This is a genomic window from Nocardia sp. NPDC002869, from assembly GCF_046764065.1.
Classification (GTDB): Bacteria; Actinomycetota; Actinomycetes; order Mycobacteriales; family Mycobacteriaceae; genus Nocardia; species Nocardia rhamnosiphila.
In genome coordinates this window covers 13,049-36,383 of sequence record NZ_JBKOOL010000004.1, presented here as the reverse complement: position 1 = coordinate 36,383, position 23,335 = coordinate 13,049, and the positions used below count along the sequence as shown (strand labels likewise).

20 protein-coding genes and 3 pseudogenes are annotated in these 23,335 nt (G+C 69.5%); 11 read left to right on the top strand and 12 right to left on the bottom strand.

What is annotated here, in order from left to right:
• Positions 1-172 precede the first annotated feature (172 nt).
• Positions 173-949, bottom strand: coding sequence for a hypothetical protein (locus ACLML9_RS01185; protein WP_411943699.1), 777 nt, complete (start codon positions 947-949; stop codon positions 173-175).
• A gap of 11 nt (positions 950-960) precedes the next feature.
• Here ACLML9_RS01185 and ACLML9_RS01180 point away from each other — a divergent pair, with 11 nt between their 5' ends.
• Positions 961-1,296 (top strand): helix-turn-helix domain-containing protein, encoded by a 336-nt coding sequence (locus ACLML9_RS01180; protein WP_411943698.1) that lies wholly within the window; start codon positions 961-963, stop codon positions 1,294-1,296.
• Here ACLML9_RS01180 and ACLML9_RS01175 read toward each other — a convergent pair.
• Together ACLML9_RS01175 and ACLML9_RS01170 are read right to left on the bottom strand one after the other, a co-directional pair.
• The gene (locus ACLML9_RS01175) at positions 1,278-1,853 is read right to left on the bottom strand and encodes a dihydrofolate reductase family protein (RefSeq protein ID WP_411943697.1); all 576 of its coding nucleotides are present in this window, start codon (positions 1,851-1,853) and stop codon (positions 1,278-1,280) included. The genes ACLML9_RS01180 and ACLML9_RS01175 overlap by 19 nt on opposite strands.
• 263 nt (positions 1,854-2,116) lie before the next feature.
• On the bottom strand, positions 2,117-2,890 hold the full coding sequence (locus ACLML9_RS01170; RefSeq protein WP_411943696.1) for an SDR family oxidoreductase: 774 nt from the start codon (positions 2,888-2,890) through the stop codon (positions 2,117-2,119).
• Between the two features lie 140 nt (positions 2,891-3,030).
• On the opposite strand from ACLML9_RS01170, the gene ACLML9_RS01165 reads away from it, so the two are divergent.
• From ACLML9_RS01165 to ACLML9_RS01155, 3 genes are all read left to right on the top strand, one after another.
• Positions 3,031-3,774: a DsbA family protein gene (locus tag ACLML9_RS01165; RefSeq protein WP_411943695.1), complete on the top strand. Its 744-nt coding sequence runs from the start codon at positions 3,031-3,033 to the stop codon at positions 3,772-3,774.
• Between the two features lie 335 nt (positions 3,775-4,109).
• Positions 4,110-5,054: an ATP-binding cassette domain-containing protein gene (locus ACLML9_RS01160; RefSeq protein ID WP_411943694.1), complete on the top strand. Its 945-nt coding sequence runs from the start codon at positions 4,110-4,112 to the stop codon at positions 5,052-5,054.
• A complete protein-coding gene (locus tag ACLML9_RS01155) occupies positions 5,051-5,812 on the top strand; it encodes an ABC transporter permease (RefSeq protein ID WP_411943693.1) in 762 nt (253 codons plus the stop codon). The genes ACLML9_RS01160 and ACLML9_RS01155 overlap by 4 nt, the downstream gene beginning before the upstream one ends.
• On the opposite strand, the gene ACLML9_RS01150 is transcribed toward ACLML9_RS01155, so the two are convergent.
• The gene (locus ACLML9_RS01150) at positions 5,796-8,951 is read right to left on the bottom strand and encodes a BTAD domain-containing putative transcriptional regulator (RefSeq protein ID WP_411943692.1); all 3,156 of its coding nucleotides are present in this window, start codon (positions 8,949-8,951) and stop codon (positions 5,796-5,798) included. The two genes, ACLML9_RS01155 and ACLML9_RS01150, sit on opposite strands and share 17 nt — an antisense overlap.
• A gap of 215 nt (positions 8,952-9,166) precedes the next feature.
• Here ACLML9_RS01150 and ACLML9_RS01145 point away from each other — a divergent pair, with 215 nt between their 5' ends.
• The 4 genes and pseudogenes from ACLML9_RS01145 to ACLML9_RS01130 all read left to right on the top strand — a co-directional run.
• Positions 9,167-9,400, top strand: coding sequence for a ferredoxin (locus ACLML9_RS01145; protein ID WP_411943691.1), 234 nt, complete (start codon positions 9,167-9,169; stop codon positions 9,398-9,400).
• Between the two features lie 104 nt (positions 9,401-9,504).
• Positions 9,505-10,719: a cytochrome P450 gene (locus ACLML9_RS01140; RefSeq protein ID WP_411943690.1), complete on the top strand. Its 1,215-nt coding sequence runs from the start codon at positions 9,505-9,507 to the stop codon at positions 10,717-10,719.
• 73 nt (positions 10,720-10,792) lie between these two features.
• Positions 10,793-11,437: a hypothetical protein gene (locus ACLML9_RS01135; protein WP_411943689.1), complete on the top strand. Its 645-nt coding sequence runs from the start codon at positions 10,793-10,795 to the stop codon at positions 11,435-11,437.
• Between the two features lie 290 nt (positions 11,438-11,727).
• Positions 11,728-12,198: pseudogene (locus tag ACLML9_RS01130) on the top strand (ATP-binding cassette domain-containing protein); the annotation flags it as partial.
• A gap of 466 nt (positions 12,199-12,664) precedes the next feature.
• Here the strand turns inward: ACLML9_RS01130 and ACLML9_RS01125 are convergent.
• Entirely contained in the window at positions 12,665-12,970 is a 306-nt protein-coding gene (locus ACLML9_RS01125; protein WP_411943688.1) for a hypothetical protein, read from the bottom strand.
• 373 nt (positions 12,971-13,343) lie between these two features.
• Between ACLML9_RS01125 and ACLML9_RS01120 the strand changes: the two genes are divergently transcribed.
• On the top strand, positions 13,344-13,544 hold the full coding sequence (locus tag ACLML9_RS01120) for an L-histidine N(alpha)-methyltransferase (RefSeq protein WP_411943687.1): 201 nt from the start codon (positions 13,344-13,346) through the stop codon (positions 13,542-13,544).
• Between the two features lie 280 nt (positions 13,545-13,824).
• Here the strand turns inward: ACLML9_RS01120 and ACLML9_RS01115 are convergent, their stop codons facing one another.
• From ACLML9_RS01115 to ACLML9_RS01090, 6 genes and pseudogenes are all read right to left on the bottom strand, one after another.
• On the bottom strand, positions 13,825-14,688 hold the full coding sequence (locus ACLML9_RS01115) for an NmrA family NAD(P)-binding protein (protein ID WP_411943686.1): 864 nt from the start codon (positions 14,686-14,688) through the stop codon (positions 13,825-13,827).
• A gap of 157 nt (positions 14,689-14,845) precedes the next feature.
• Positions 14,846-15,739: an aldose 1-epimerase family protein gene (locus ACLML9_RS01110; protein WP_411943685.1), complete on the bottom strand. Its 894-nt coding sequence runs from the start codon at positions 15,737-15,739 to the stop codon at positions 14,846-14,848.
• Positions 15,740-15,888: 149 nt separating this feature from the next.
• Positions 15,889-15,978: pseudogene (locus ACLML9_RS01105) on the bottom strand (DUF1330 domain-containing protein); the annotation flags it as partial.
• Positions 15,979-16,006: 28 nt separating this feature from the next.
• Entirely contained in the window at positions 16,007-17,017 is a 1,011-nt protein-coding gene (locus tag ACLML9_RS01100; RefSeq protein WP_411943684.1) for an adenylate/guanylate cyclase domain-containing protein, read from the bottom strand.
• Between the two features lie 554 nt (positions 17,018-17,571).
• Positions 17,572-19,632: pseudogene (locus ACLML9_RS01095) on the bottom strand (CocE/NonD family hydrolase); the annotation flags it as partial.
• A 185-nt stretch (positions 19,633-19,817) separates the two neighbouring features.
• Positions 19,818-20,447, bottom strand: a complete 630-nt coding sequence (locus ACLML9_RS01090) for a class I SAM-dependent methyltransferase (RefSeq protein ID WP_411943683.1) — start codon at positions 20,445-20,447, stop codon at positions 19,818-19,820.
• A 90-nt stretch (positions 20,448-20,537) separates the two neighbouring features.
• Here ACLML9_RS01090 and ACLML9_RS01085 point away from each other — a divergent pair, with 90 nt between their 5' ends.
• Together ACLML9_RS01085 and ACLML9_RS01080 are read left to right on the top strand one after the other, a co-directional pair.
• The gene (locus ACLML9_RS01085) at positions 20,538-21,119 is read left to right on the top strand and encodes a helix-turn-helix domain-containing protein (protein WP_411943682.1); all 582 of its coding nucleotides are present in this window, start codon (positions 20,538-20,540) and stop codon (positions 21,117-21,119) included.
• 248 nt (positions 21,120-21,367) lie between these two features.
• Positions 21,368-21,910 carry a C40 family peptidase gene (locus tag ACLML9_RS01080; protein WP_411943681.1) on the top strand — a complete coding sequence of 181 codons (543 nt, stop codon included), beginning with the start codon at positions 21,368-21,370 and terminating at the stop codon, positions 21,908-21,910.
• A gap of 124 nt (positions 21,911-22,034) precedes the next feature.
• Here ACLML9_RS01080 and ACLML9_RS01075 read toward each other — a convergent pair whose 3' ends face one another.
• Positions 22,035-23,201, bottom strand: coding sequence for a thiolase family protein (locus tag ACLML9_RS01075; protein ID WP_411943680.1), 1,167 nt, complete (start codon positions 23,199-23,201; stop codon positions 22,035-22,037).
• Between the last annotated feature and the right edge of the window lie 134 nt (positions 23,202-23,335).

The window sequence follows — 23,335 nt, the reverse complement described above, 5'->3', positions numbered from 1 at the left end:
AGTTCGAGTGTAAGGACGGATCACGCAGCTGTCCGCCGAGCTCAGAGTCGGCCCGAAAGTCCTGTCCTTACTCTGTCCCTTCAGCCGCGGAAGGTGCTGGTCACGAGAGCGTTTCGGCAATGAGCGTGATCCGCCGAACAACGCAGCCCGAAGATAAGCGCGGCACCGTGCTTCAGAGCGAAGCACCCAGCCATGAAGCGAACCCGACAAGGCTCTCGCTCTGCCGACGCTGGGCAGTCGCTATGCCGTGGACCGTCTCGCGTACCGCCGGGTGCAGCCTCGTCTGCTGCGGGGCTATTGCCCGGGCTTTGTTCAGGGCTGCCAGCGCCTTGTCCGGTTTCCCGGCCATCAACCAGGCCCGGGCATTGTCCTGCCAGTGGTGCCCTGCTCGGGGCGCGGCCATATCCGAAGGCAGGCGGAGAGCGGCGCCGTCGTGAGCTGCCTTACCCGGGTCGCCTGCCTCGAGTTCGATCGCACACGCGTGCACGGCCACATTCCCCGGACCGAAGTCGGTTGTGTACAGACGGCTCTCGTGACGCATCGGTTCGGCGATGGCACTCGCCTGTTCGATGTGCTCACGCGCGAGGTCGAGCCGACGGCCGCGAGCCGCCACGATCGCACCGCGCAGGTGGCTGTAGCCGCGCAGCACTCGCTCGGATTCCGCACCGCTTGGAACGAGTTCGAGCCCACGTCCGACGAGTGCCATCGCGGCATCGGTCGAGTCGTACGACATCAGCAGCCGTGATCGTTTCATCAGGGCGCGCACGGTGAATGCCGGGTTGCCGGTGTGCTGGGCGGCTTGGTCGAGGCGGTCGAGAACGAGGGCGGTCAGGGCGGCATAGCCCAGACGGACACAGGCGCCTTCTGCCGCCACGTATGCCGAGCAGAGCAGGGAGTACGCCTCTGCTGTGTCCTGTTCCCCGCCGGAAAGTTCGATTACGCCGTGCAACTGCCTGATGAGTGAAGGCAAAAGGGACAGTGGTCCGCGATCCGCTGGTCGCGGCGACGCTGCGCGGGTCGCCACCGGAGGTGACCGAGCGGACGCTCGAGCGGCGTTTCCGGGCGGCGACCGGGCTCACCCAGGGCGCTGTCCGGCAGATCGGGCGCGCCCGTACCGCCGCGCTGCTGCTGACCTCGGGTGAGACGCCCGGCGATGTCGTCGACAAGCTCGGGTACTACGACGAACCCCATCTCGCCCGGGCACTGCGCCGGTATGTCGGGCGGACGGCGCAGCAGCTGCGCGCGGGAGACGGCGGCGCGATCGCGCTCGACCCCGGTCAGCGCACGACGTCGTAGACGAGCTTGGTCACGCCGTTGGAGTAGGTGGCCGAGTCCCGCACCCGGAGGGCCTGCTTATCGCGGTCGGCGCGGCTGAACAGGCTCTTGCCCGCGCCCAGCAAAACCGGGAACACCAGCAGGTTGTACCGGTCGATCAGATCGGCGTCCGACAAGGACCGGGCCAGTTCGGCGCTGCCGTGGATGTAGATCGCACCGCCATCGGTCTGCTTCAGCTTCGCGACGTCGTCGGCCGTGCGCAGGATCGTGATCGGGCCCCACCCGTCGATCAGCGTGTCCTCACGCAGGCCGGACGAGACGACGTATTTGGGCAGATCCTTGTATGCGGCGTGATCGTCGGAATCGCGCCAGGTCGAGGCGAAGGCCTCGTAGCTGCGGCGGCCGAACATCAGCGCGGTCGTATCGGCGAGTTCTTCGCCTTTGAGCGCGAATGCCTCGGGCACGAACTCGGTGTCCATCACCCAGCCGCCGCTGCGGTGCCCTTCGACCGTGCCGCCCGGCGAGTCCACGACGCCGTCCAGCGACATGAAGCCCGTGTAGACGAGTTCGCGTGTCATGAGTTCCTCCTGATCATGGGCCTCGGATTCGGCCTGGGGACAGCGTAGGAACAGCGGCCGCCGTTGTCTTGGACGAAACCGACACGACCGTTGCGGGACGTGAAGCACTGCCGGATGCGGTAGGGCGTCGTGTTCTGGCCGTTGGTAGTGCCGGGGAAACCGCGGGCCTGACCACAGCTCCCCGCTCGGGACCTCGACGCCGTCCGCAGGACGAGCAGGAGCAGTCCCGTCGGCCGGACAACCGCGAGGACCCCACCCGGACGTCAGCGGCCCCGATCCCGTTCGCCACGCGTGGCGAGGAACTCTTCGAAGGTGATCCGTCCGTCCTTGTGGTCCGGAGCGAGCTGGAGCCCGGCGCGGAAGTCGCGCATCGCCTTACCGGGCAACGGAACCGCCAGCACCGGTCTACGGCGTCCGGCGGCTCGCAGGTAGACCCGGGCCAGGTCGGTGGCGGCGCGTATCTGCGGACCACCCAGGTCTGGTGCCCGCCGGCTCGCGGGGGCCGCCGCGAGCGTGACGAGGCGGCCCGCCACCTCGGTGACATCGACCGGTTGGAAGCTCACCTTCGACGGCATCGCCAGGAACGGCAACAGCCGCTGGGCGTCGCATATCTCGGCGATCAGGTCGTGGAATTGAGTGGCCCGCAGGATGGTCCACGGCAGTTCCGAGCGCTCGATCAGGGTTTCGCACTCGACTTTCGCGCGGTAATAGCCGAGGGCGTGATTGTCGATACCGACGATCGACAGGTACACCAGATGCGGGTGGCCGGATGCCTGTGCGGCCTCGACCAGCGCCCGGGTCGCGGTGATATCGCCGCGACCGTTGGTTGTTGCCAAGTGGACGATCACCTCGGTACCGGCGAGCGCATCGCCCAGCCCGGCGCCGGTACTCAGGTCCCCGACCGCCCACCGATGGGCCTCCGGGGCGCGTTCGGAACGGGTCAGGACCCGCACATCATGGCCCGCGGCAAGCAGCTGGGGCACGAATACGCGCCCGAGCCGACCGGTGCCACCGGTAACCAGTATCCGTTTCGTCATCAGTACCTCCGTCATCGGTGGCCGACAGATTCGCCTCGGCTCCACTCGGGAACCGAGCCGCCCCACCGAAGCATCTCACCTGACCCCGGCGCCGCCGACTAGGCTGACGGAGCAATGTCCGGCGATCGGGAGCACACGAATTGAGCACCTACCCCGGCGGGTGGCCGCCCCCGCAGAATCAGGGATCGAACCGCCGGCTTCTGGTCGTACTCGCTCCCTTCGTGGTGTTGCTGGTGGCCGCCGCCGCGATCGGTATCGGGCTGCTGGTCCGGAATGCGGCGGCGGAGATTCCCGGCACCGCGATAGCGGCGACCGGCGGCTCGGTTCCCGCGAATGTGCTGGCCGACGGCGCGGTCCGGGTCGGCGGATCCGACGCGAAGGTGACCGTCCGCGTCGTCATGGACCTGCAGTGTCCCGCCTGCAAGGCATTCGAGGAGGCCAACGGCAAGGTACTCGAGGATGCCGTGCGTGACGGCACCGCGGCGGTCGAATACAGCGTCATCACGTTCCTGGACCGTGCCAGCACGACCGAATACTCCTCGCGCGCGGGCAATGCGGCGTTCTGTGTCGCGAATTCCGGCGTGGACGACTACCAGGCCTGGCTCGCCGATATGTTCACCGAACAGCCCGCCGAGGGCGGTGCCGGCCTGCCCGACAGTGCGTTGATAGATATCGCGGAGTCGGCCGGTTACACCGATCCCGCTGTGGCTCAATGCATCACCGACCGCAGGTACGACTCCTATCTGCGCGCGAAGACCGACGAGGTGCTGAACGGCGGGGTGAACTCCACCCCGACCGTCACCGTGAACGGCGAGCAGGTCACCGACGCGGCCGCCCTCATGAGCCCGAACGGCCTCGCCGCGGTTATCACGGCCGCGCGCTGAAACGAGCCGCCTTCCCCGGCACGGCATCCCGACGACGTGCCGTGCCCCGACAGTTGCCGCTGACGGCTGAGCCGCCCGGACGCCGCGCGCGAGTCCTTTTCGTATCGGCCTTCGCCCACCGGCCGAGTCGCCGGGATACCACGCGTCTTCATGGTGGTCCTGCGCGGGCGACGCCCCGGTGACGGAGACGCTCGGGACACTCGGTCGGCCGAGGGCAATACTGCCGCGATCACCACGACGGCCCGGGCTGCGTCCGACTCGTCCGAACACGGTGTCAGTGCTCGTATCAGCTTCGCGTCAGGTCCGTATCAGCCGCCCCGCCGACAGTACTTCCCATGAACGATTCGGCAATCGCGGCCTCGGGGCTGCGGAAGGCGTACGGGGACAAAACCGTCCTCGACGGCATCGATCTGAATATCGGTGCCGGCACGATCTTCTCCCTGCTCGGCCCCAACGGCGCCGGCAAGACAACCACGGTGAACGTACTGACCACCCTGTTGAAGGCCGACGGTGGCACCGCCCGGGTCGCCGGGCACGATATCGCGGCCGAGACGAAGGCGGTGCGGGCGGCGATCGGGGTCACCGGTCAGTTCGCGGCGGTGGACGATCTGCTGACCGGGGCGGAGAACCTGGAGTTGATGGCGGATATCCACCGGCTCCGCGGCGACGAGCGGAAGCGGGTGGTGACCGAACTGCTGGAGCGGTTCGATCTGACGGAGTCGGCGCGGAAACGGGCGGCGACCTATTCCGGGGGTATGCGGCGGAAGCTGGATCTGGCGATGACGCTGGTCACCAGGCCGGAGATCGTTTTCCTGGACGAGCCGACCACGGGGCTGGATCCGCGGAGCCGGCGGACCATGTGGGAGATCGTGCGGGGTCTGACGGATCAGGGCGTCACGATCTTCCTCACCACCCAGTACCTGGAGGAAGCCGATCAGCTGGCCGACCGGATCGCGGTGCTCGACCAGGGCCGGATCGTCGCGGAGGGCACACCCGGCGAACTCAAACGTCAGGTCCCCGGCAGTTATATCCGGCTGCGGTTCGCCCAGGTGAGCGAGCTGGACGCGGCGGCGCGGGTACTGCCGGGCGCCACCCGGGACGACGAAGCGCTGACGCTGCGGGTGCCGGGCGACGGCGGCTCGAAATCACTGCGGCAGGTGCTCGACCGGCTCGACGAGTCCGCGCTCGAGGCCGCCGAGGTCTCCGTCCACACTCCCGATCTCGACGATGTATTCCTTTCCCTCACCGGCCACGCGACCACGGAGGTCACCGCACCATGAGCACGATCACCGCACCGCTGACCGATTCGTCGATCATGCTGCGCCGTAATTTCAAACATTCCACCCGGAATCCGGTCACCATCTTCAACGCGGCCTTCATGCCGGTCGTGATGATGTTGATCTTCGTGTACGTATTCGGCAGCGCCTTCGATGTCGGCGGCGACTACATCGACTACGCGACGCCGGGCATGCTGCTGCTGGCCATCAGTTACGGGCTGTCGGGCACCGCGGTGGCGGTGAGCTCGGATATGTCGAAGGGCATCATCAACCGGTTCAAGGTCATGGATGTATCCCGCAGCGCCGTACTGACCGGCCATGTCGTGGCCACCATCCTGACCAACGCGGTCGCCATCGTGGCGATCCTCGCGGTGGCGTTCGCCCTGGGATTCCGGCCGCCGGCGACCGGGCTCGACTGGCTCGGCGCACTCGGCGTCCTGGCGGCCACCTCGTTCGCCGCGTCCTGGCTCACGGTGGCGCTGGGTATGGCGGCGAAGACGCCGGAGTCCGCCGGGATGGGTGTGGTGCCGCTGATCATGCTGCCGTTCGTGAGCACCGCGATCGTGCCGGCCGAGAAGATGGGTCAGGGGGTCCGGCAGTTCGCCCAGTATCAGCCGTTCACGCCGATCATCGAATCCTTGCGCGGATTCCTGGCCGGTAACCCGTCCGGCGGCTACACGGCCGCGGCACTCGCCTGGTGCGCCGGGTTCGCCGTCCTCGGATACGTGTGGTCCCGGACCACGTTTAGCAAGCGAGCGTGACGGCGGCCAGTTCCTGCCAGTCCGCTTCCACGCCCGCGCGCATCGCCTCGGTGAAGTCCGCTTCACCGAGGCGATCTCGTATCGTCCGCTCGATCCGGGCCGCGTCCGGTTGCGAACGATCGGGCACGCCGTGGACCGCGGTACTCACCGCGAGCAGCCGCGCGGCCTCGATATCGCGGTCCGCGCGCAGCGCCAGATCCGCGATCCCGACGATCACCTGGGCGACCAGCACCGCGTGCCCCGCCTCGGTGGCGGCCCGGAAGGCCGTGGCGTGATGCGCCCGGGCCTCGTCGAGGTCGGTGGCGAGGTAGCCGAGCAGGGTGTGGATCGCGGCGGCGAGTTGCGGCATCTCCGCTTCGCTGCCCAATATCGCTGTGGCGACGCGGGTCTGTTCGAAGGCCTGCTCGGTATCGCCGCCCCACCGGGCCAGCTCCGCTTTCGCCAGGGCCAGTTCGGCCAATGCCGCCGGCCAGGCGACCCGATCCGCGCACCGCTGGGCCTCGGCCATCGCGGCCGCGCTCGCCTCGGTATCACCCGCGAGCCAGTACAACTGGGCCTGCCGCGACAGCAGGCCGACGATGTCCTCGGTCGCGCCGATCTCGGTCACCACCGCGACCGCCTGTTCGAAGAGCTCGCAGGCGGCGGTGAACTCGCCGTGGGTGGCGAATCGGTTGGCCCGTTCGGTCAGCGCGAACGACATCCCCCAGCGCTCGCCCAGGGCGCGGAACTCGGTCAGCGCCCCCGCGAGATATTCGTCGGCTTCCGGCCCGTCCTGCCCGAGCACGATCCGCATCTTGCCCATCTGCAGCCGGGCCAGGGCACGCACCCAGGGATCGTCGTCGGTGAGCAGGGGTTCGAAGGCGGTGGGCAGCCCCTCCGGGCCGTGCAGCATCCGTTCCAGCGCGGAAATGAACGCCAGGGCGGGATGGCCGGCGCGGAGACTCCGGCTCACCTCGTACGCCTTACGGATCCATTCCCCCAGCTGATTCGCGTCATTGCGTCCGGAACTCAGGAAATGCACGACCAGCGCGTACACCAGGGCCCGGGTCCCGTCGTCCACCTCGGCGGGCATGTCCGCGACCGCGGAGACGAACTCCAGGCCCTCGGCCTTGTACCCGCCGAGCCACCAGTACCACCCGGCGGCCGCCGCGAGCCGCAGCGCCCCCGCGGCGTCACCGGCCGCGAGCGCGCCGCGCATCGCGACCGCGATGTTGTCGTGCTCGGCCCCCAGCGCTGCCAGCCACTCCAGCTGTTCGCCGCGGCGCAGGTGCGGATCCGCGGTGGCGGCGAGGCCGGTGAAATACGCGAGATGCGCGCGGCGCGCCGCGTCCGCCTCCCCCGACTCCTCCAGCCGGTCGCGGGCGTACTGCCGGATCGTATCGAGCATTCGATAGCGCGGTTCGGACTCGGCCGCGGTGAGCAGCAGCGATTTCTCGGTCAGCGCGGTCAGTAGTTCGAGCACCTCCCACTGCTCGACCCCCGCGTTCCGGCCGTCCCCGGGGTCCGCGCACACCTGTTCCGCCGCCGCCAGACTCGCGCCGCCGGCGAATACCGCGAGTCTGCGCAACACCGTCCGTTCCGCGTCGGTGAGCAACTCCCAGCTCCAGTCGACCACCGCGCGCAGCGTCCGGTGCTGCGGGATCGCGGTGCGGCTGCCACCGGTGAGCAGGCGGAACCGGTCGTCGAGGCGGTCGGCGAGCTGTTCGAGGGACATGGTGCGCAGCCTGGCCGCGGCCAGTTCGATCGCCAGCGGTATCCCGTCGAGCGCACGGCAGACGCGGGCCATGGTCACCAGCGCGCGGGTGTCGGCGGCGAGATCCTTGCGCACTGCTCCGGCACGGTCCCGCAACAGTTGCACCGCCGGGGACGCTTCGATCTCGCCCGGGTCCGCGTGCTCGGCGGGTAGCGCCAGCGGCTCGACCTGCCACAGCGCCTCGCCGGTGATGCCGAGCGGTTCCCGGCTGGTGGCCAGGATGCGCAGCCGCCGGCACTCCCCGAGAACCCGGTGGGCGAACACCGCCACCGCGTCGATGACATGCTCGCAGTTGTCCAGGATCACCAGTGTTTCGCGGTCGCGGATCGCCGCCACGAAGCGCTCGATCGGTTCGGCGTTCGGCGCTCCGCCGAGCAGGGCATCGCGCAGGCCGAGCGCGGCGATCGCCGACTGCGCCACATCCCCGTTCGCGCCGACGGACGCCAGTTCGACCAGCCAGGCGCCGTCGGGTAGGTCGTCGAGCAGGGTCTGCGCGGTTTCCAGCGCCAGCCTGGTCTTCCCCGAACCTCCGGGCCCGGTCAGAGTGGTGAGCCGATGATTCGCGAGGAGGTCGCGCACGGCGGCGATATCGGCATATTTGCCGATATATCCGGTGAGTTCGGCCCGCAGGTTCGTCCGGCGCTCGGCATTCTCCGCACCTACTTCGCCGCGCAACAGCGCGACGTGCAGGGCGGACAGTTCCGGGGAGGGATCCACGCCCAGCGTGTCGGCGAGCGCTTCCCGCGCGTCCTGGTACACCACCAGCGCCTCGGAACCACGGCCCGCGGCACCGAGCGCCCGCATCAGCGCGGCGACCAGCCGCTCCCGCACCGGGTACCGGGCCACCAGCTCGGTCAGCTCGCTCACCTGTTCCGCGGCCCGGCCGAGGCGGATCTCCGATTCGTACAGGTCCTCGGTGGCGGCCAGGCGCAGCCCCTCGAACCGGGTGATCACCGCGTCCACGGCCTCGCTGTCGCGCACGTCGACATCCCGCATCGGCGCACCGCGCCACAGGTCGAGGGCCTCACGCAGCAGCCGGGTCCGCTGCGCGTCGTCACCGGCGCGGGCCGCTTCGAGGAGCTGTTCGAAACGCACCGCGTCGACCGCGCCGGGTCGCACGGTGAGCCGGTATCCGCCCGCCTGCCCCTCGAGTGATCCGTCCGGCAGCAGGCGGCGCAGCCGGGAGACCAGCGCCTGCAGGGCGTTCGCGGCGTCGGCAGGCGGCTGCTCGCCCCAGATCCAGTCGACCAGTGTGGACCGCGGGACCGCGCGACCGGGTTCCAGTGCGAGGGCGATCAACAGCGCCCGTAGCCGGACGCCCGGTACCTCGATAGATCCCCCGTCGTCTGCTCGGATGTCGAGCGGTCCAAGCAACGCGATCTGCACCGGACCATTCTGCCGCAGCGGGCCGCGCGGCCTTTCCGCGAGTGAATATCGCGCCTCCTACCAGCACGAACACCGCGTCAGGGGCCGTGTCAGGGGCCGTGTCAGTGCGATATCAGGCCGGTATCAGCGGACCCGGCGACAGTTCTCCCATGACCAGATCGGCAAGAGCGACCAGCGGCCCGGACAGCCCGGTCGCCCGGCGGGAGGGAGCACCCATGGAACTCGTGGTCGACCGGGAACGCTGCATCGGCGCCGGTATGTGCGCACTGCTCGCTCCGGAGTTGTTCGACCAGGACGAGGCGGACGGCCGGGTGCTGCTTCTGACCACCGCGACCGCGGCCGCGCACCATCCGGCCGCCCGCGAGGCCGCCCACAACTGCCCCGCGGCGGCGATCGCCCTTCTCGGCCGAGCGCCCGCACCGGAACCGGACCGCCGGAGCGGCGACTGACCGGAGACGGGAGGTCACGAATCACCCGAGCCCCGCCCGCCTCGAAGCACCACCGATCACCCCGTGTCCCGACCGCCCGGGACCTCGAAACGACAGGAAATACGATGAGCGACACCGCTTCCGTCCCGCACGGCCTCCCCACCGAACGCGATGCCGGTCCCTTCGACCCGCCGCGCGAGTTCACCCGGCTGCGTGAGGCGCGCCCGGTGAGCCCGCTGCTCTTCCCCGACGGACACACCGGCTGGCTGGTCACCGGATATGAGGAGGTCCGCGCGCTCCTGGCCGATACCCGCTTCAGCTCCCGCCTGGACATCGGCATTGTGCACGCACTGGACGCGACTCCCGATATGCCCGCCCAGACCGAGCCGTCCCCGCAGATCCCGGGTCTGTTCATCGCCATGGACCCGCCGGACCACACCCGGCTGCGGCGCAAGCTCATCGGCGCTTTCACCGTCCGGCGCATGAAACAGCTCGAAGAGCACATCGCCGAGGTCGTCGAGCGGCAGCTCGACGAGATGGCGAACCTGACCCCGCCGGTCGATCTGGTGCGGGCCTTCGCGCTGCCGGTGCCCTCGCTGGTGATCTGCGAACTGCTCGGCGTCCCCTACGCCGACCGGGAGACCTTCCAGACCAACTCCGCCAAGTTCTTGCTCCGGGACCAGCCACTGGAGGAGAAGATGGGTGCCTACGGCGCGATGATGGGCTACCTGGCCGAACTGGTCACGGCCAAACGCGCCGAGCCCGGCGAGGACATCCTGTCCGACCTCGCCCGCGACGAGGACCTCTCCATCGAGGAACTGACCGGCATCTCCTTCCTGCTGCTGCTCGCCGGCCACGAGACCACCGCGAACATGCTGGCGCTGGGCACCTTCGCGCTGCTGGAGAACCCGGAGCAGCTGGCCGGGCTGCGCGCGGACCCGGACCTGATGCCGGACGCGGTCGAGGAACTCATGCGCTACCTGTCGGTCGCCGATATCTTCTACCGCTACGCCACCGAGGATCTCGAACTCGGCGGGGAGACCATCCCCGCGGGATCGACCGTGGTGGTCTCACTGCTGGCCGCCAACCACGATCCCCGGCGTTTCGACAACCCGGACACCCTCGATATCCACCGCAAGGCCCGCGGGCACGTGTCCTTCGGGCACGGCGTGCACCAGTGCCTGGGCCAGCAACTGGCCCGGGTGGAGATGCGCGCCGGTTTCGCCGGACTGTTGCGCCGCTTCCCCGCCCTGCGGCTCGCCGTGCCGGCCGGGGAAGTCCCGTTGCGGACCGATATGAACATCTACGGCGTCCACGAACTGCCGGTCACCTGGTCCTGAACGGCCCGGTAGACCACCCGCCGATCACACGATCGGCAGACCCTATCTCTTTCGCACACAGAGGAGCGCTGCCATGCCCACATTCGAGACGCCGGAACCGATCGCCGTCACCGTCGAAGTACTCTCCGGCGAAGTCACGGTCGCCGCCGCCGACCGCACCGACACCGTGGTCACGGTCCGGCCGGCCGACGAGTCCAAGAAGGGCGATATCCGCGCCGCCGAACAGACCCGGGTCGATTTCACGGCCGGCGCCCTGAGCGTGATCACACCGCGGGATTGGCGGACCTACACCCCGTTCGGCGGCAATCCGTCGATCGTGGTGACCATCGAGGTACCCACCGGCTCCCGGTGGAAGGGCACCACCGCGGTGGGCCGGCTGGTGGGCACCGGCGAACTCGGCCGGTGCGATCTGGAGGTGGCCGCCGGCGATATCGTCGTCGAGCGCCTGACCGATTCGGTGACCGCGAAAACCGCCAAGGGCGATATCCGCATCGGCGAGGCAGTACGCGGGGAACTGCGGTTGGAGACCTCCATGGGCGAACTCGAAGTGGGTATCGCCCCGGGCAGCGCGGCCCGGCTGGAGGCGGGCGCCGGGCACGGCACGGTGCGGAACCGGATGGAACCGGTCGACCCGGCCGAGGGCCGCGGGAACATCGTGCGGGTGTACGCACGCAATTCCTACGGCGACATCATCGTCCGGCACGCGAGCGTCGTCTGAACATCCGGCACGTGCACAACGAGCAATACAGGCGGGCCTTCCCGGAGGGAGGGCCCGCCGCGTTGCGGTATCCGGCCCCGCCCGGCCGGAACATTCGTCCAATACATCCCCGCACGCCGCGGCGATGCCGGCATCCGTATCCGGAAACGACCCGTTCCCGGATCACCGGACGGGTGGCGACCACCGCCCCCGACTGCACAGCAGGAGAGCTATGTACGACGTCAGCGGCAAGGTTCGTCCACCGCGGAGCAGGCCGGTCCGCTCGGAGGACACCGGATCCCGAGCCCGGCCGGGAAGTGGTGCGCGGTATCGACCTGGTGCTGGAACCGGGTACGGTCACCGCGCTGGCCGGGCCGTCGGGCAGCGGGAAATCCACGCTGGTCCAACTGCTACCGCGCTTCTTCGACCCGACCCACGGCACGATCACGCTGGGCGGGGTCGACCTGCGTGAGCTGGCCGCCGCGGAGCTCTATCGGGCGATCTCCTTCGTCTTCCAGGATGTCCGCCTGCTGCGCGCGTCGGTCGCGGACAATATCGCCCTCGCGGTGCCGCACGCCGACCTCGACGCCGTGGTCCGCGCCGCGCAGTGGGCGAACATTCACGATCGCATCCTCGAACTGCCGCACGGGTACGAGACGATCCTCGGTGCCGAAGCGGGGTTGTCCGGCGGTGAGGCGCAGCGGATCGCGCTGGCCCGGACGCTGCTGGCGGAAACCCCGGTCCTCGTGCTCGACGAGGCGACCGCCTTCGCCGACCCGCGAATTGAACAGGCCGTGCGCGCCGCGCCGGCGGCCCGGTCCGGCGAGCGCACGGTTCTGGTCATCGCCCATCGCCCGGAGACCCTCGCCGACGCCGCGGTCGCCATGGCGCAGTTCGCCATCGTCTTCCAGGATGTCCACCTCTTCGACGGCACGATCGAGGACAACGTCCGGCTCGGCCGGCCCCACGGCACCGCGGCCGAAGTCCGGGCGGCGGCCGAGGCGGCCCGGCTGGACGAGGCAGCCGTGCACGAGGGTATCGAGCGGCTCGTGGCGGGACGGACAGTCGTGATGGTGGCCCATCGGCTGAACACGGTCCGGCGGGCGGATCGGATCGTGTTCCTGGACAAGGGGCGGATCGTGGAGGAGGGAACCCATGAGGAGCTGCTGCGCCGGGGCGGTCGCTATGCCGACTTCTGGGCGGTCTCCGACCGGGTGGCGGGTGAATGTTCGCCGGCGGCGGCCGGACCTAATCGGCCGGGCGGATCGCCGGACTGAAACCCTGGGTCATCGTGACGTAGGCGGCCAGATCCTCGATGCACATCATCTCGGGATGACTGTAATAGACCAGTTCGAATCGGCGCTGCCGCCATGACATCGGGTCCATGCGACCTTCATGACTCGTATCGCACAGCGCTTCGAGCCGGGCCAGATCGAACGGCTCCTTACCGCGGGCATGCGCGTCCGCTTTGACGGCCGCCAAGCGCTCTGTACGTGTCAGATCCGCGCTGCCCCACACTCTCGCCGCGAAGCGGCGCGCTTCTTCGAGGTCCACTGACGCTCTCCTACCTGCCCGCGGGCCCGGTCCAGCCGGAAGGCTGGTTTAACCACGAGAAGTTCTGGGTACGAGTCTAGGCCGTGAACTGCGGTGCCGCATCGCCGATTCCCGTGCACGCCTCGAAAGCCCTGCGCACCCTGGGAATTCTACGGTCCGCGAGGCCTGGTCTCCGCGTATTCACCGTAGCCGAAGCGGAAATCGAGGACAGCCCGACCGTGGGTACCGATGCCCACGTCATCCGGCGGCGCACGACCGCCGGCGGGCACGGCCGATGGGTCATCGGCGTTCGATGCGGACCTCACGCCACGGGGCCGGACCATCCAGCAGCGCGGCGTCGCCGCCGGACAGGAACCGCTCGAAGAACGCCAGCGTGTACGCGGCGACGATCTCGTGGCCGCGCGCGCCGGATCTCGTGGTCGATTTCGCCGCCGGAGAGCAGTTGCGCACCGAGATCTCGGCGCAGTTCCGGCTGCCCGGCTTCCGCGCCGAACTGGCCACCGCAGGTTTCCGCATGCGTCACGCCTGGACCGACCCCGCCGGACGATTCGCGCTGGTACTGGCCGACCGGTGAGCCCACCGCGCCGTCACCGCCGCGGCGACCGGATAGATGCCTCCGCAGCTCGGTCGGGACCAGCGACCGCGCGCCGGGCACATCGGCGACCCAGCGCGCCACCAAAAGCAGGCCGGCGAAGCAGACGGCGGCTATCGCGGCGAAGGTCGCCCGCCAGCCGTAGGCGGCGCCGACGACGGTACCCAGCGGTGCGACCGCGCATTCGCCGCGCTCGGAGCGATTGCGCGCGGCGGTGACCGAGATCGCCCCGCGCGGCTGAGTGTCCTCGTGTCCGGGCAGGTCAGCGGAACAAGGCGGGGTGGTCGGCGACCCACTGGGCATAGGTGCCGGCCGGCCGCCCGGTGAACCGCTGCACCGCGGGCGATGGCGCGACCGGTGCCAGCCGGGCGTATTCGAAGGACCGGAGCAGCCCGTCCACAGCCCGAGCCGGAAGCCCGGCGCCCACCAGCCGGCCGCGCACCGTCTCCGGGGGTAGGTCCTCGAACGCGATATCGATGCCCAGCACATCGGCGATCGTCGCGACCATTTCGCGCGGGGTGAGCAGCGCAGGACCGGTCAGGAGATACTCTCCGGCGGCCGCGGCGGGTCCGCTCAGCAGGGCGCCGGTGACCACCGCCGCGACATCACGCTCGTCGATGGGCGCGACGGCCACATCGGCATACGGCGCGGACACGGCCTGGGCCTGCCGGATCCCCGCCGACCACCAATGCGCGGTGTTCGACATGAACAGCACGGACCGCAGAATCGTGACCGCGCCGTCGAACCGCCCGAGCCGATCCTCGAGCGGCCGGTATCCGGCCCCGATCGGGCTCTCGGGATCCGCGGCGGACGCGGACGACAACAGCACCAGATGGCCGACCCCGCGCCCGCGGGCCGCGGCGATCAGTTCCTCGAGCCGGGCCCCGGGGTCGCCCGTGGGTTCACCGGCACCCAGCGCGTTGACATTGATCAGGGCGGCCCGCGCACCGTCCAGCAGGTCGGCGAAGGGGGTTCGCGCCGAGACGAATTCGACTCCCGCGGCGGCGGGCGACGCGTCCGGTTGCCGGGTGACCGCGCGAACTCCGGCTCCACCGGCCCGCAGCCCCGCGACGACCTGCCGCCCGACCGGACCCGTAGCGCCCGTCACCACGATCGCCGAGCTCATCACATTCCCCGCCCGACGCCCGCGGCGCGGGCACCCGCGTCGATACGAAGATCACGAGCTGCCATGCGCTTCAGCGTAACCGGATATCCCGCTCGGGATCTCATGGCAGCCGGCGCGGATGCGGCGCCCCCGGCGCCGACCGCACGCACCGCGCGCTTCAACGATCCCGGTCCGGCCCGGGCGTGTACCGGATACGCCATCCGCCCTCCCACTGTTCACCGGGTGCGAGGTGACGCAATCCGTCACCCGAGTTCAGCGCGTTCGGCGGGGCGGTCATCGGTTCCAGCGCGACCGCGAGTCCCCGACCCCGCGGCCGCGGAAACTCCCGCGGGGTGAAAACCTGCAGATACTCCCAGCCGGTGTCCTGCACGAGTTCGACCGTCGCGCCGTCGGGGGCGGTGAGCCGGGCCGCCGCCGCGGGTGTCACCCCGCCGAACGGGGTGTCCAGGTCCAGCTGTGACAGCGGCACACCGGCCCGTAGGTCGTAGCGGGTGCCCTCGACCGGGTGTTCGGCCACCGGATTCATGCGGGCGTCGACCTCGAAATAGGTTGCGGCGGAAACCGTCAGCACCAGGTCCTCGACCGGCGTCTCACCCACCCGGAGGTACGGGTGCGCGCCCACGGCGTACGGCGCCGGCCGATCTCCGTGGTTCACCACGCCATGGGTCACGGCGAGCCCGTCGGAGCGCAGTTCGTAGCGCACCCAGGTGTCCAGCAGGAACGGCCAGCCGTGCTGGGGCGGTATCAGCGCGCCCAGGGTCACGACGGCGGCGGACAGTTCTCGCACCTCATAGCCGGTGTTGCGCAGCAACCCGTGGATCGCGTTCGAACGCGCCGGTTCGGTGATATCGAGTTGCTGGGGTAGTCCGTCGAGAATCCAGATACCGTCGCGGACCCGGTTGGGCCAGGGCGCCAGGACGATTCCGGCGCCCATCGGCGGCGTCGTCCCGGCCGGAACCGATTCGGTGACCGCGACACCGCCGACGGTCAGCCCACGCAGGACGGCGGCCACCGTGCCGATCTCGGCGCGCACGCCGGAGAGCTCCAGCACGATCGAGCGGCCGGTCGGTGTCTGCGCTCGGAGATGGTCACCTCGCCAGCCTGGATACCCGGCCCGGCCGCGACTCCGAACGCGCGGCTCGGGTCGCGCGCCCGGCCGCACGCGAGCCCCCGGGGCGGTTACAGCCCGTTCACACCGGCGGCCATCACCTTACCGGCCGCCTTCCCGTATTCGGCCATCCCCGCCGGGTCCTTGATCAGCTCGGTCACGATGACGTAGCCCTTGGCCATCCTGGTCTCCTTTTCCCGCGTGAGTCGGTCAGGATGCGGCCCGGCCGTTACGGCGGAGCAGGTGCGGGCGCAGCCGGTTGAACCCTCGCACGCGCACACTGCGCAGCTGCTTGATGCTCAACTCGGGCTCGTTGTCCAATTCCGCCGCGGCCCCGTCGTCCACCAGGATCGTGCCCGGCCGCGCGACACCGGTGAGCCGGGCGGCGATGTTCACCACCGAGCCGTACAGGTCACCGAAACGCTGCAGCACCGGCCCGTAGGCCAGCGCGATCCGCAGCTCCGGCGTGGTGCCCACCGTCATGGTGGATTCCTGGAGGGCCAGCGCGATCCGGGCCGCGGCCAGCGGCGATTCGGCCGCGAACATCACTTCGTCGCCGACGTTCTTGATGACCCAGCCGCCGTTCTCGGCGATGGCGTCGTTGGTGGTGGATTCGAACGCCTCCAGCAGCGTGGACAGTTCGTCGGGATGCAGATGCCGGGTCAGCCGGGTGTAGCCGACCATATCCGCGAACCCGACGGCCAGCACCCGGGTCGAATCGGCGGGCGAACCGGTATCCTCCAGATTCCGCGAGAGTGCCGCGTCGAGGTGGCGCCGCCAGGCATAGGACAGCAGGCTCTCCAGCAGTTCCACCGTTTCCGCGGTGGCGGTCCGGGTGATCTGTTCGCGATCCCCGTCCGCTCCGGCCGCGGCGACGCGTCGATCGATCTCGGCCAGGACCAGATCCACCTGCCATTCGGCCAGCCGCGCCATGGTCTGCCCGATGGTGCGGGCCGTCGCGGCCTGCTGCCGGGTGTCGGCTCCGGCCAGCGTGCCCACCTCCCGGAACCGCTGGATCGCGGCGATATCGGCGTCGGTGTAATCGCGCGCGCTGTCGTCCTCGCCGGCCGGGAAACCGAGCGAGACCCACAGCCGCCGGGCGAGCTCCGGCGTCACCTCGGCTCTTTCGGCCACCTCGTTGCGGTTGTAGCGCCGGCGACCGGCGAGCAGGCTCGCCTCGGCCGCCGACCGCACCAATTCGGCCCTCTCCTGCGACACCATGGGCGAAACCTTACGACGCCGCGGCCGCCCACCGGCCGGTCCGGGTGCATCGCCCGGTGATCTGCGTCATGTTCGGGTCGCGGTCCGCATAACGGCGGCCCGAACCAGGGTTACGGCCGGGCGGGGGCAGGCGCCGGTCCCGGCGTGCCGGACCGGACCGAGTCCGGGTGCGGTACCACCGGCTGCGTGGTGTGCGGGACCGCGGCGGGAGCCGCCCGGGGCGCGACCTCGGCAGGGCGTGCGGTGGGGTCGGGCGTGGGTACCGGCACCTCGGTGGAAGGGGTCACGGGGACCGGCGGCGCGGCCGGGACCGGGGGTGCCGGGACCGCTTGGGGCGCGGGGGCCTCGGCCTGCCGCGGGGTCGGCCGGGCAGGCTGCGTGGTCGGCGCGCCGGGTTGCGGCACGGGCTGCGGGGCGCTCGGCTCCGTGGCCGCGGTCGCCGGTGCCACGGGCGGATTAGGGGCCTGCGCGGGCTGCGGCGCCGGTACCGGCTGTGAAGTCGGAGCCGGTACCGAGCGCGGCGCGGCCTGGGCCGGTTCGGCGGGCGGGACGAACAGCGGCCGGTCGGTGGGCAGGTTGACGAAACTCGGCGCGGCCGGATCCAGTTCCAGATGCTGCGGTGCGAGCTCGCTGTTGTTCAGCATGGGCCGGAACGCCAGTGCCTTGGGCGAATTGCCGGCGAACACGTCGAGCCGCAGCCGGTGCCCGGGCGCCAGTACCGCCTGAATAGGGATGACCGCGATATCGAGCGTCACCGGCTCCCCCGGCACCACTTTCTGCACACTGTCGAGGGTGAGCGGATTGTGCGGCGCGGTGAGATCACCGTTGGCCGAGCGGGTACTGCGGGACTCGTCGATCGCCCGCAGCGACGCGGTGAGCTGGCCGGTGCTCAATACGGTCGAGGTACCGTCGGGCGCCACATCGTTGACCGTCACGTTCCAGTAGCCGTCCGCGGTGTCGTGCACGGTGTTGAGGTGCACATTGATCGGGCCGGACAGAATCGTGCGTTCGGCGATCGGCTCGCTGGTGAAGGTGAGCGCGTTACGTTCGGCGATCCGGGAATCCTTGGCGCACATATCCAGTGCCGCGCCGATTCCCGCCGAACCCTGCGCCATGTCCCGCGAGCAGAAATTGGTCAGGCCCGGGGACACGGTGAGCCGTTCGGGGGCGCCCGGCCGGCCGGTGAGCGAGCCGTCGTGGAGAGAGTCGCCGGTCGTTCCGCTCGCCGCCCCCGACAGATACACCCGCCGGTGCGTCATACCCGGCTGCGGGAACCGGTCGAGCACGACCCAGTCCCCGCCCTGCTCCCAGACGATCACCGGACCGTAGTCGGTGATGCCGTTGTCGATGTCCTTGAGCCAATGGTCGAACCACGCGCGTTGCAGCACGTCCAGGCGCGGCGGGGCCCCGGGCCGTCCGGTCCCGGCACCGGGGTTGGCGTGGTAGGTGTCGCCGACGATGAGCTGTTTGCGGCCCGGCGGCAGGGGGATGTCGTTGTAGAGCGTGGTCGCGCTGTTGGCGAAGATATCGTGCCAGCCGCCGTAGACGAAGGTCGGCACGGTGATCTTCTCCGGATGGCCCATGATCCCTTGGCGGAAGGCGCTGTTCTCGTCCAATGCGTCGGCCAGGGCCGGCGGCATGTCCCGCAGGGACGGGGTGAGCAGCGCCTGGGCGAGCAGATCGTAGTTCGTCGCCGGATCGGCCATGCGGTCGCTGAGCCACTGCCAGTCGAAGGTGCCGTTGAGCATGGCCTTCACATCGGGCATGAGCTTCGCCTGGTTCACCTGGTTGAGCCACAGCGGCAGGAAGGTCACACCCACACCACCACCCGGTGCCACCACATCGCGCATGAGATCGCTACCCGGTTCGACCGGGAAGATGGCCTGGAGCGGTTCCGGGGCGTTCTCCGCGGCACGCAACTGGTTGATCCCGGCATAGGAACCGCCGCTCATGGCGACCCGCCCGTTGGACCACGGCTGCCGCGCCGACCATTCGATCACCTCGCGGGTGTCGAGCTGTTCGCGCTCACCGAGGGTGTCCCACAGCCCCTGCGACTGCCCGGTACCGCGCACATCCACAGAGACGACCGTGTAACCGGCGCGGACGAGTTGGCTGTCGAGCCCGAGCACGGTCGCCACGGTGCCGCCGTCCAGTGCGTGCAGCAGATCCTCGAAACCGCTGATCGGGGTGCCGGTCAGGTTGATCCGGCGCACCAGGTCCATGGTCCACCGGCGCACTTCGGGATCGCCCATCGCCGAATCGATCATGCTCGACATCATTTTCGAGTACGGCGTCATGGTGACGATCGTCGGCAGCGGGCGGGTCTCCACCGCACCGCCGGCCGCCGCGGGCCGGTACACATCGGCTTTCAGCACCACACCGTCGCTCATGGTGATCAGTACGTCTTTGTCGATCTGTGTTTCGGGATACGGCTGCGGACCGTCGTGCAGGTCGGTCCACTGCTGGGCGAGTTCGGCGGGCGATACCGCCGGGGAGGTGTCCCGGTGCACCGGGTGGCGCGTGGATTGTGCTGCCACCACCAGGATCACGGTCACGACGACTACCACGGTGGCGGCCGCGGCGGCCGCGAGCCCGTGAACCCGGTACAGCCGCATGAACAAACCCTCCACCTCGTGGTTCCGGCTTCCGCGCACAGTCGGCGCGGACAATAGTTTCCGCACACAGGTGGAGCCGACGATAGCAATCAGCTCTGATGGAACGGGGTTGCGACGCGCGGACCCGGCCGATCACCGGAACCCGAGGTGGGCAGGTATCCGGGCGGCCGGCCCGCGCCGCGGTGTCAGTTCACCCGCCGCGCCCGCACAACGAGGTCCTTGACCTGATGTCCGGCGGCGGGCCGGTTGCGGTCGCGCCGCTCGTCGACCTCCACGGTCCAGCCGTCGCCGAGGAGTTCGACGATCTCGGACGGCTGATAGAAGTCGTAGGGGTCGAATCGAGGCGAAGGTCCGTCCCCCGCGTGCGCATGCCCGCCCTCGTGCGAATGCTCGTCGCGCGGCGGGAATTCGGTGGGATCGTGCGCGACGAACAGCAGGGTTCCCCCGGGGGCCACGACCTCGAGCAGCGCGCGCACGGTGGCGTGATCGGTTTCGTGCACGATCGGGAAATAGTGGGCCGACACCAGATCGAAGGAGCGGGCCGGCATCGGCGTGGCGGTGATATCGGCGCGCTGCCACGAGATCTCCGGATGCCCGGCCGCCGCGCGGTCCAGCGCGACCTGCGAGATATCCACCGCCGTGACCTGCCAGCCGTGTTCGGCCAGCCAGTAGGCGTCCGCCCCCTCACCGCAGCCGAGATCGAGGGCCTGGCCGGGTGCCATACCGGTCACTTCCGTGACCAGCGCATCGTTGGGCAAACCGCTGAACCGCTGTGCGCTCTCGCCGTACATATCGTCCCAGAACTGCTGGTCCATCCGTTACTCCTGGTCTCGTGCGGTGTGTTCCCCAGCATCCGGGCAAACAGCTGGCTTGACAAATTTATTTGCCAGTTCTGCAATAGAGGTATGGATCGGGAGTTCGACGAGGTCATTGATGCGATCGGCCCGCGGCTGCGCGAACTGCGCCGCCGCAACGGTACGACGCTGGCGGCGCTGTCCGAGGTCACCGGCATCCCGGTGAGCACCCTGTCGCGCCTGGAATCCGGCCAGCGGAAACCCAGCCTCGAACTGCTGCTCCCGCTGGCCAAGGCCCACCAGGTGCCGCTGGACGAACTGGTCGACGCGCCGGAGACCGGCGACCCCCGGGTCCACACCCGCCCGGTGACCCGGCACGGTCAGACCTTCATCCCGCTGACCCGTCGGCCGGGCGGCCTGCAGGCCTACAAGCAGATCCTGTCCGGCCGCGCCGCCGCCGAACCCGAAATGCACACCCACGAGGGCTACCACTGGCTCTACGTGCTCAACGGCAAACTCCGGCTCATCCTCGGCGACCGCGACATGATCCTGACCCCGGGTGAAGTGGCCGAATTCGACACCCATCTGCCGCACTGGTTCGGCAACGCCGACGAGCATCCGGTGGAGTACCTGAGCATCTACGGACCGCAGGGCGAACGGTTCCACATCAAGGCCAGATATCGCCCGGAGTGAATTCGGACAAGGCCGCTACGCTGCGGAAATGTAGATAGTTATTTCTTCGTGATCCGTATTGCCCGTGTCGTTTACCGATCGGCGCGCGATGACGCGAAATATGACTCCTCGGGTTTGCAGGACCGACATATAGCTGTGGTGTATTTCCAACGCTGTTCGAGCAGTCGGTGATGTTGTCCTCGCGCATTCGGCGATGAAAACCGTGGCGCTCCCACCGGCTCTCGACCTGAGCACGGAGGACCGCAATTATGGATTCTGTACCGATACGTCAGCGCTGTGCCGCATTGGCCCTATTCGCCGCCGCGGCCGGCGCCATCCTCGGAACAACAGCACCCGCCCAGGCCCAGCCGGTCACCCTGCCCGGCTTCGGCACCTTCGAAATTCCCGATCAGATACCCCTGCCGGCCGAAATCCCCGGTATCGGCGCACTCACCCCGCAGGTGGCGCCCACCCCGGCAGTCGGCGATATCGCGGTGGCGGCGGCGCGCAGCAAGCTCGGGGCACCGTATGTATCCGGCGGTACCGGACCCAACGTTTTCGACTGTTCAGGACTGGTGCAGTGGGCGTACCAGCAGGCCGGAGTGCAGGTACCGCGCACCAGCTGGTCCCAGCTCTCCGCCGGTACACCGGTACCGCTCGACCAGCTACGGGTCGGCGATGTGATCTCCTACAGCGGTGGTGGCCATTCGGCGCTGTACGCCGGAGACGGTCAGGTGATCCACGCCGCGACCTCCACCGTGGAGATATCGCCGATGTCGTATTCGCCCGTGGTCGGAGCACGCCGCTTCTGACCCGAGCCGCACCGTGGTCCCCATCGACCGGTGGCAAACCCGAACCACAGCCTCGGGCCCACGGCGCACCCCACGGAATACGCCCCCTCGGGGCGGGGAAGTCCCGAGAGGGCGTATTCGGTGATCAGAGACGTTCGATGATGGTGGCGTTCGCCAGACCGCCCGCCTCGCACATGGTCTGCAGCGCGTACCGCCCGCCGGTCTGCTCGAGATGGTTGACCATGGTGGCCAGGATCCGCACTCCCGATGCGCCCAGCGGGTGCCCCAGCGCGATGGCCCCACCGCGCGGGTTCAGCTTCTCCGGGTCGGCGTTCAGTTCGTGCTGCCAGACCAGCGGCACCGGCGCGAAAGCCTCGTTGACCTCGTAGGCGTCGATATCGTCGATCGTCAGCCCAGCCCGCTCCAGCACCTTCTTCGAGGCCGGCACGGGCGCGGTCAGCATGAGCAGCGGATCGTCACCCACCACCGCGAAGGAATGGAAACGCGCCCGCGGCCGCAGCCCGAGCTTCGTGGCCGCCTGCTCGCTCATGATGAGCGCGGCCGACGCCCCGTCGGTGAGCGGCGAGGAGTTGCCCGGGGTGATGGACCAGTTGATCTCCGGGAACCGCTGCGTGTACTGCTCGTCGGCGAACGCCGGCTTCAGGCCCGCGAGCTTCTCGGGGGTGGACCCGGCCCGGATGGTCTCGTCCGCGGTCAGCTCCCCGGCGGCGACCAGTTCCCGGTCGAACCCGCCGGCCGCGGCGGTCTCGGCCGCCAGCCGATGCGACCGGGCCGCGAATTCGTCGAGGGTGGCCCGGTCGAACTTCCAGCGCGCCGCCAGGATCTCGGCGGCCACACCCTGCTGCACCAGGCCCTCCGGGTACCGGTGCGCGATGGGGCCGCGATTGGCGTCCCGGCCCTGCGCGTTGGAGAACATGGGCACCCGGCTCATCGACTCCACACCACAGGCGACGGCGATATCGTAGGCACCCGCGATCACGCCCTGCGCGGCGAAATGCGCGGCCTGCTGACTGGACCCGCACTGCCGGTCCACCGTGGTGGCCGGTACCGATTCGGGGAATCCGGCGGCCAGCACAGCGGTCCGGGAGATATTGAAGGCCTGCTCCCCGCTCTGGGTCACGCAGCCGCCGATCACATCGTCGACCAGCGCCGGATCCAGGTCGTTGCGCTGCAGCAGTTCGCTCAGCACCCCGGCCAGCAGGGTCGCCGGGTGCACCCCGGACAACCCGCCACCGGCCTTACCCTTCCCGGACGGCGTGCGAACCACATCAACGATGACGGCGGACTGCATAGTCCCTCCTGAATTGCTCGTTCCGGCCGGTCAAGTGAATGACCGTTCGAATTTAAGTTAACACGCATTCGCATGGTTGGACCAGAGTGGTGCCCCACACCCGACAGCCGATCACCGCTCCGCGCCGCCGCCCG

Excerpts from the sequence above, each read along its gene's own strand:
- ACLML9_RS01175 (WP_411943697.1), bottom strand. The coding sequence starts at position 1,853 with ATGACACGCGAACTCGTCTACACGGGCTTCATGTCGCTGGACGGCGTC.
- ACLML9_RS01170 (WP_411943696.1), bottom strand. The coding sequence starts at position 2,890 with ATGACGAAACGGATACTGGTTACCGGTGGCACCGGTCGGCTCGGGCGC.
- ACLML9_RS01160 (WP_411943694.1), top strand. The coding sequence starts at position 4,110 with ATGAACGATTCGGCAATCGCGGCCTCGGGGCTGCGGAAGGCGTACGGG.
- ACLML9_RS01155 (WP_411943693.1), top strand. The coding sequence starts at position 5,051 with ATGAGCACGATCACCGCACCGCTGACCGATTCGTCGATCATGCTGCGC.
- ACLML9_RS01145 (WP_411943691.1), top strand. The coding sequence starts at position 9,167 with ATGGAACTCGTGGTCGACCGGGAACGCTGCATCGGCGCCGGTATGTGC.
- ACLML9_RS01140 (WP_411943690.1), top strand. The coding sequence starts at position 9,505 with ATGAGCGACACCGCTTCCGTCCCGCACGGCCTCCCCACCGAACGCGAT.
- ACLML9_RS01135 (WP_411943689.1), top strand. The coding sequence starts at position 10,793 with ATGCCCACATTCGAGACGCCGGAACCGATCGCCGTCACCGTCGAAGTA.
- ACLML9_RS01115 (WP_411943686.1), bottom strand. The coding sequence starts at position 14,688 with ATGAGCTCGGCGATCGTGGTGACGGGCGCTACGGGTCCGGTCGGGCGG.
- ACLML9_RS01100 (WP_411943684.1), bottom strand. The coding sequence starts at position 17,017 with ATGGTGTCGCAGGAGAGGGCCGAATTGGTGCGGTCGGCGGCCGAGGCG.
- ACLML9_RS01090 (WP_411943683.1), bottom strand. The coding sequence starts at position 20,447 with ATGGACCAGCAGTTCTGGGACGATATGTACGGCGAGAGCGCACAGCGG.
- ACLML9_RS01085 (WP_411943682.1), top strand. The coding sequence starts at position 20,538 with ATGGATCGGGAGTTCGACGAGGTCATTGATGCGATCGGCCCGCGGCTG.
- ACLML9_RS01080 (WP_411943681.1), top strand. The coding sequence starts at position 21,368 with ATGGATTCTGTACCGATACGTCAGCGCTGTGCCGCATTGGCCCTATTC.
- ACLML9_RS01075 (WP_411943680.1), bottom strand. The coding sequence starts at position 23,201 with ATGCAGTCCGCCGTCATCGTTGATGTGGTTCGCACGCCGTCCGGGAAG.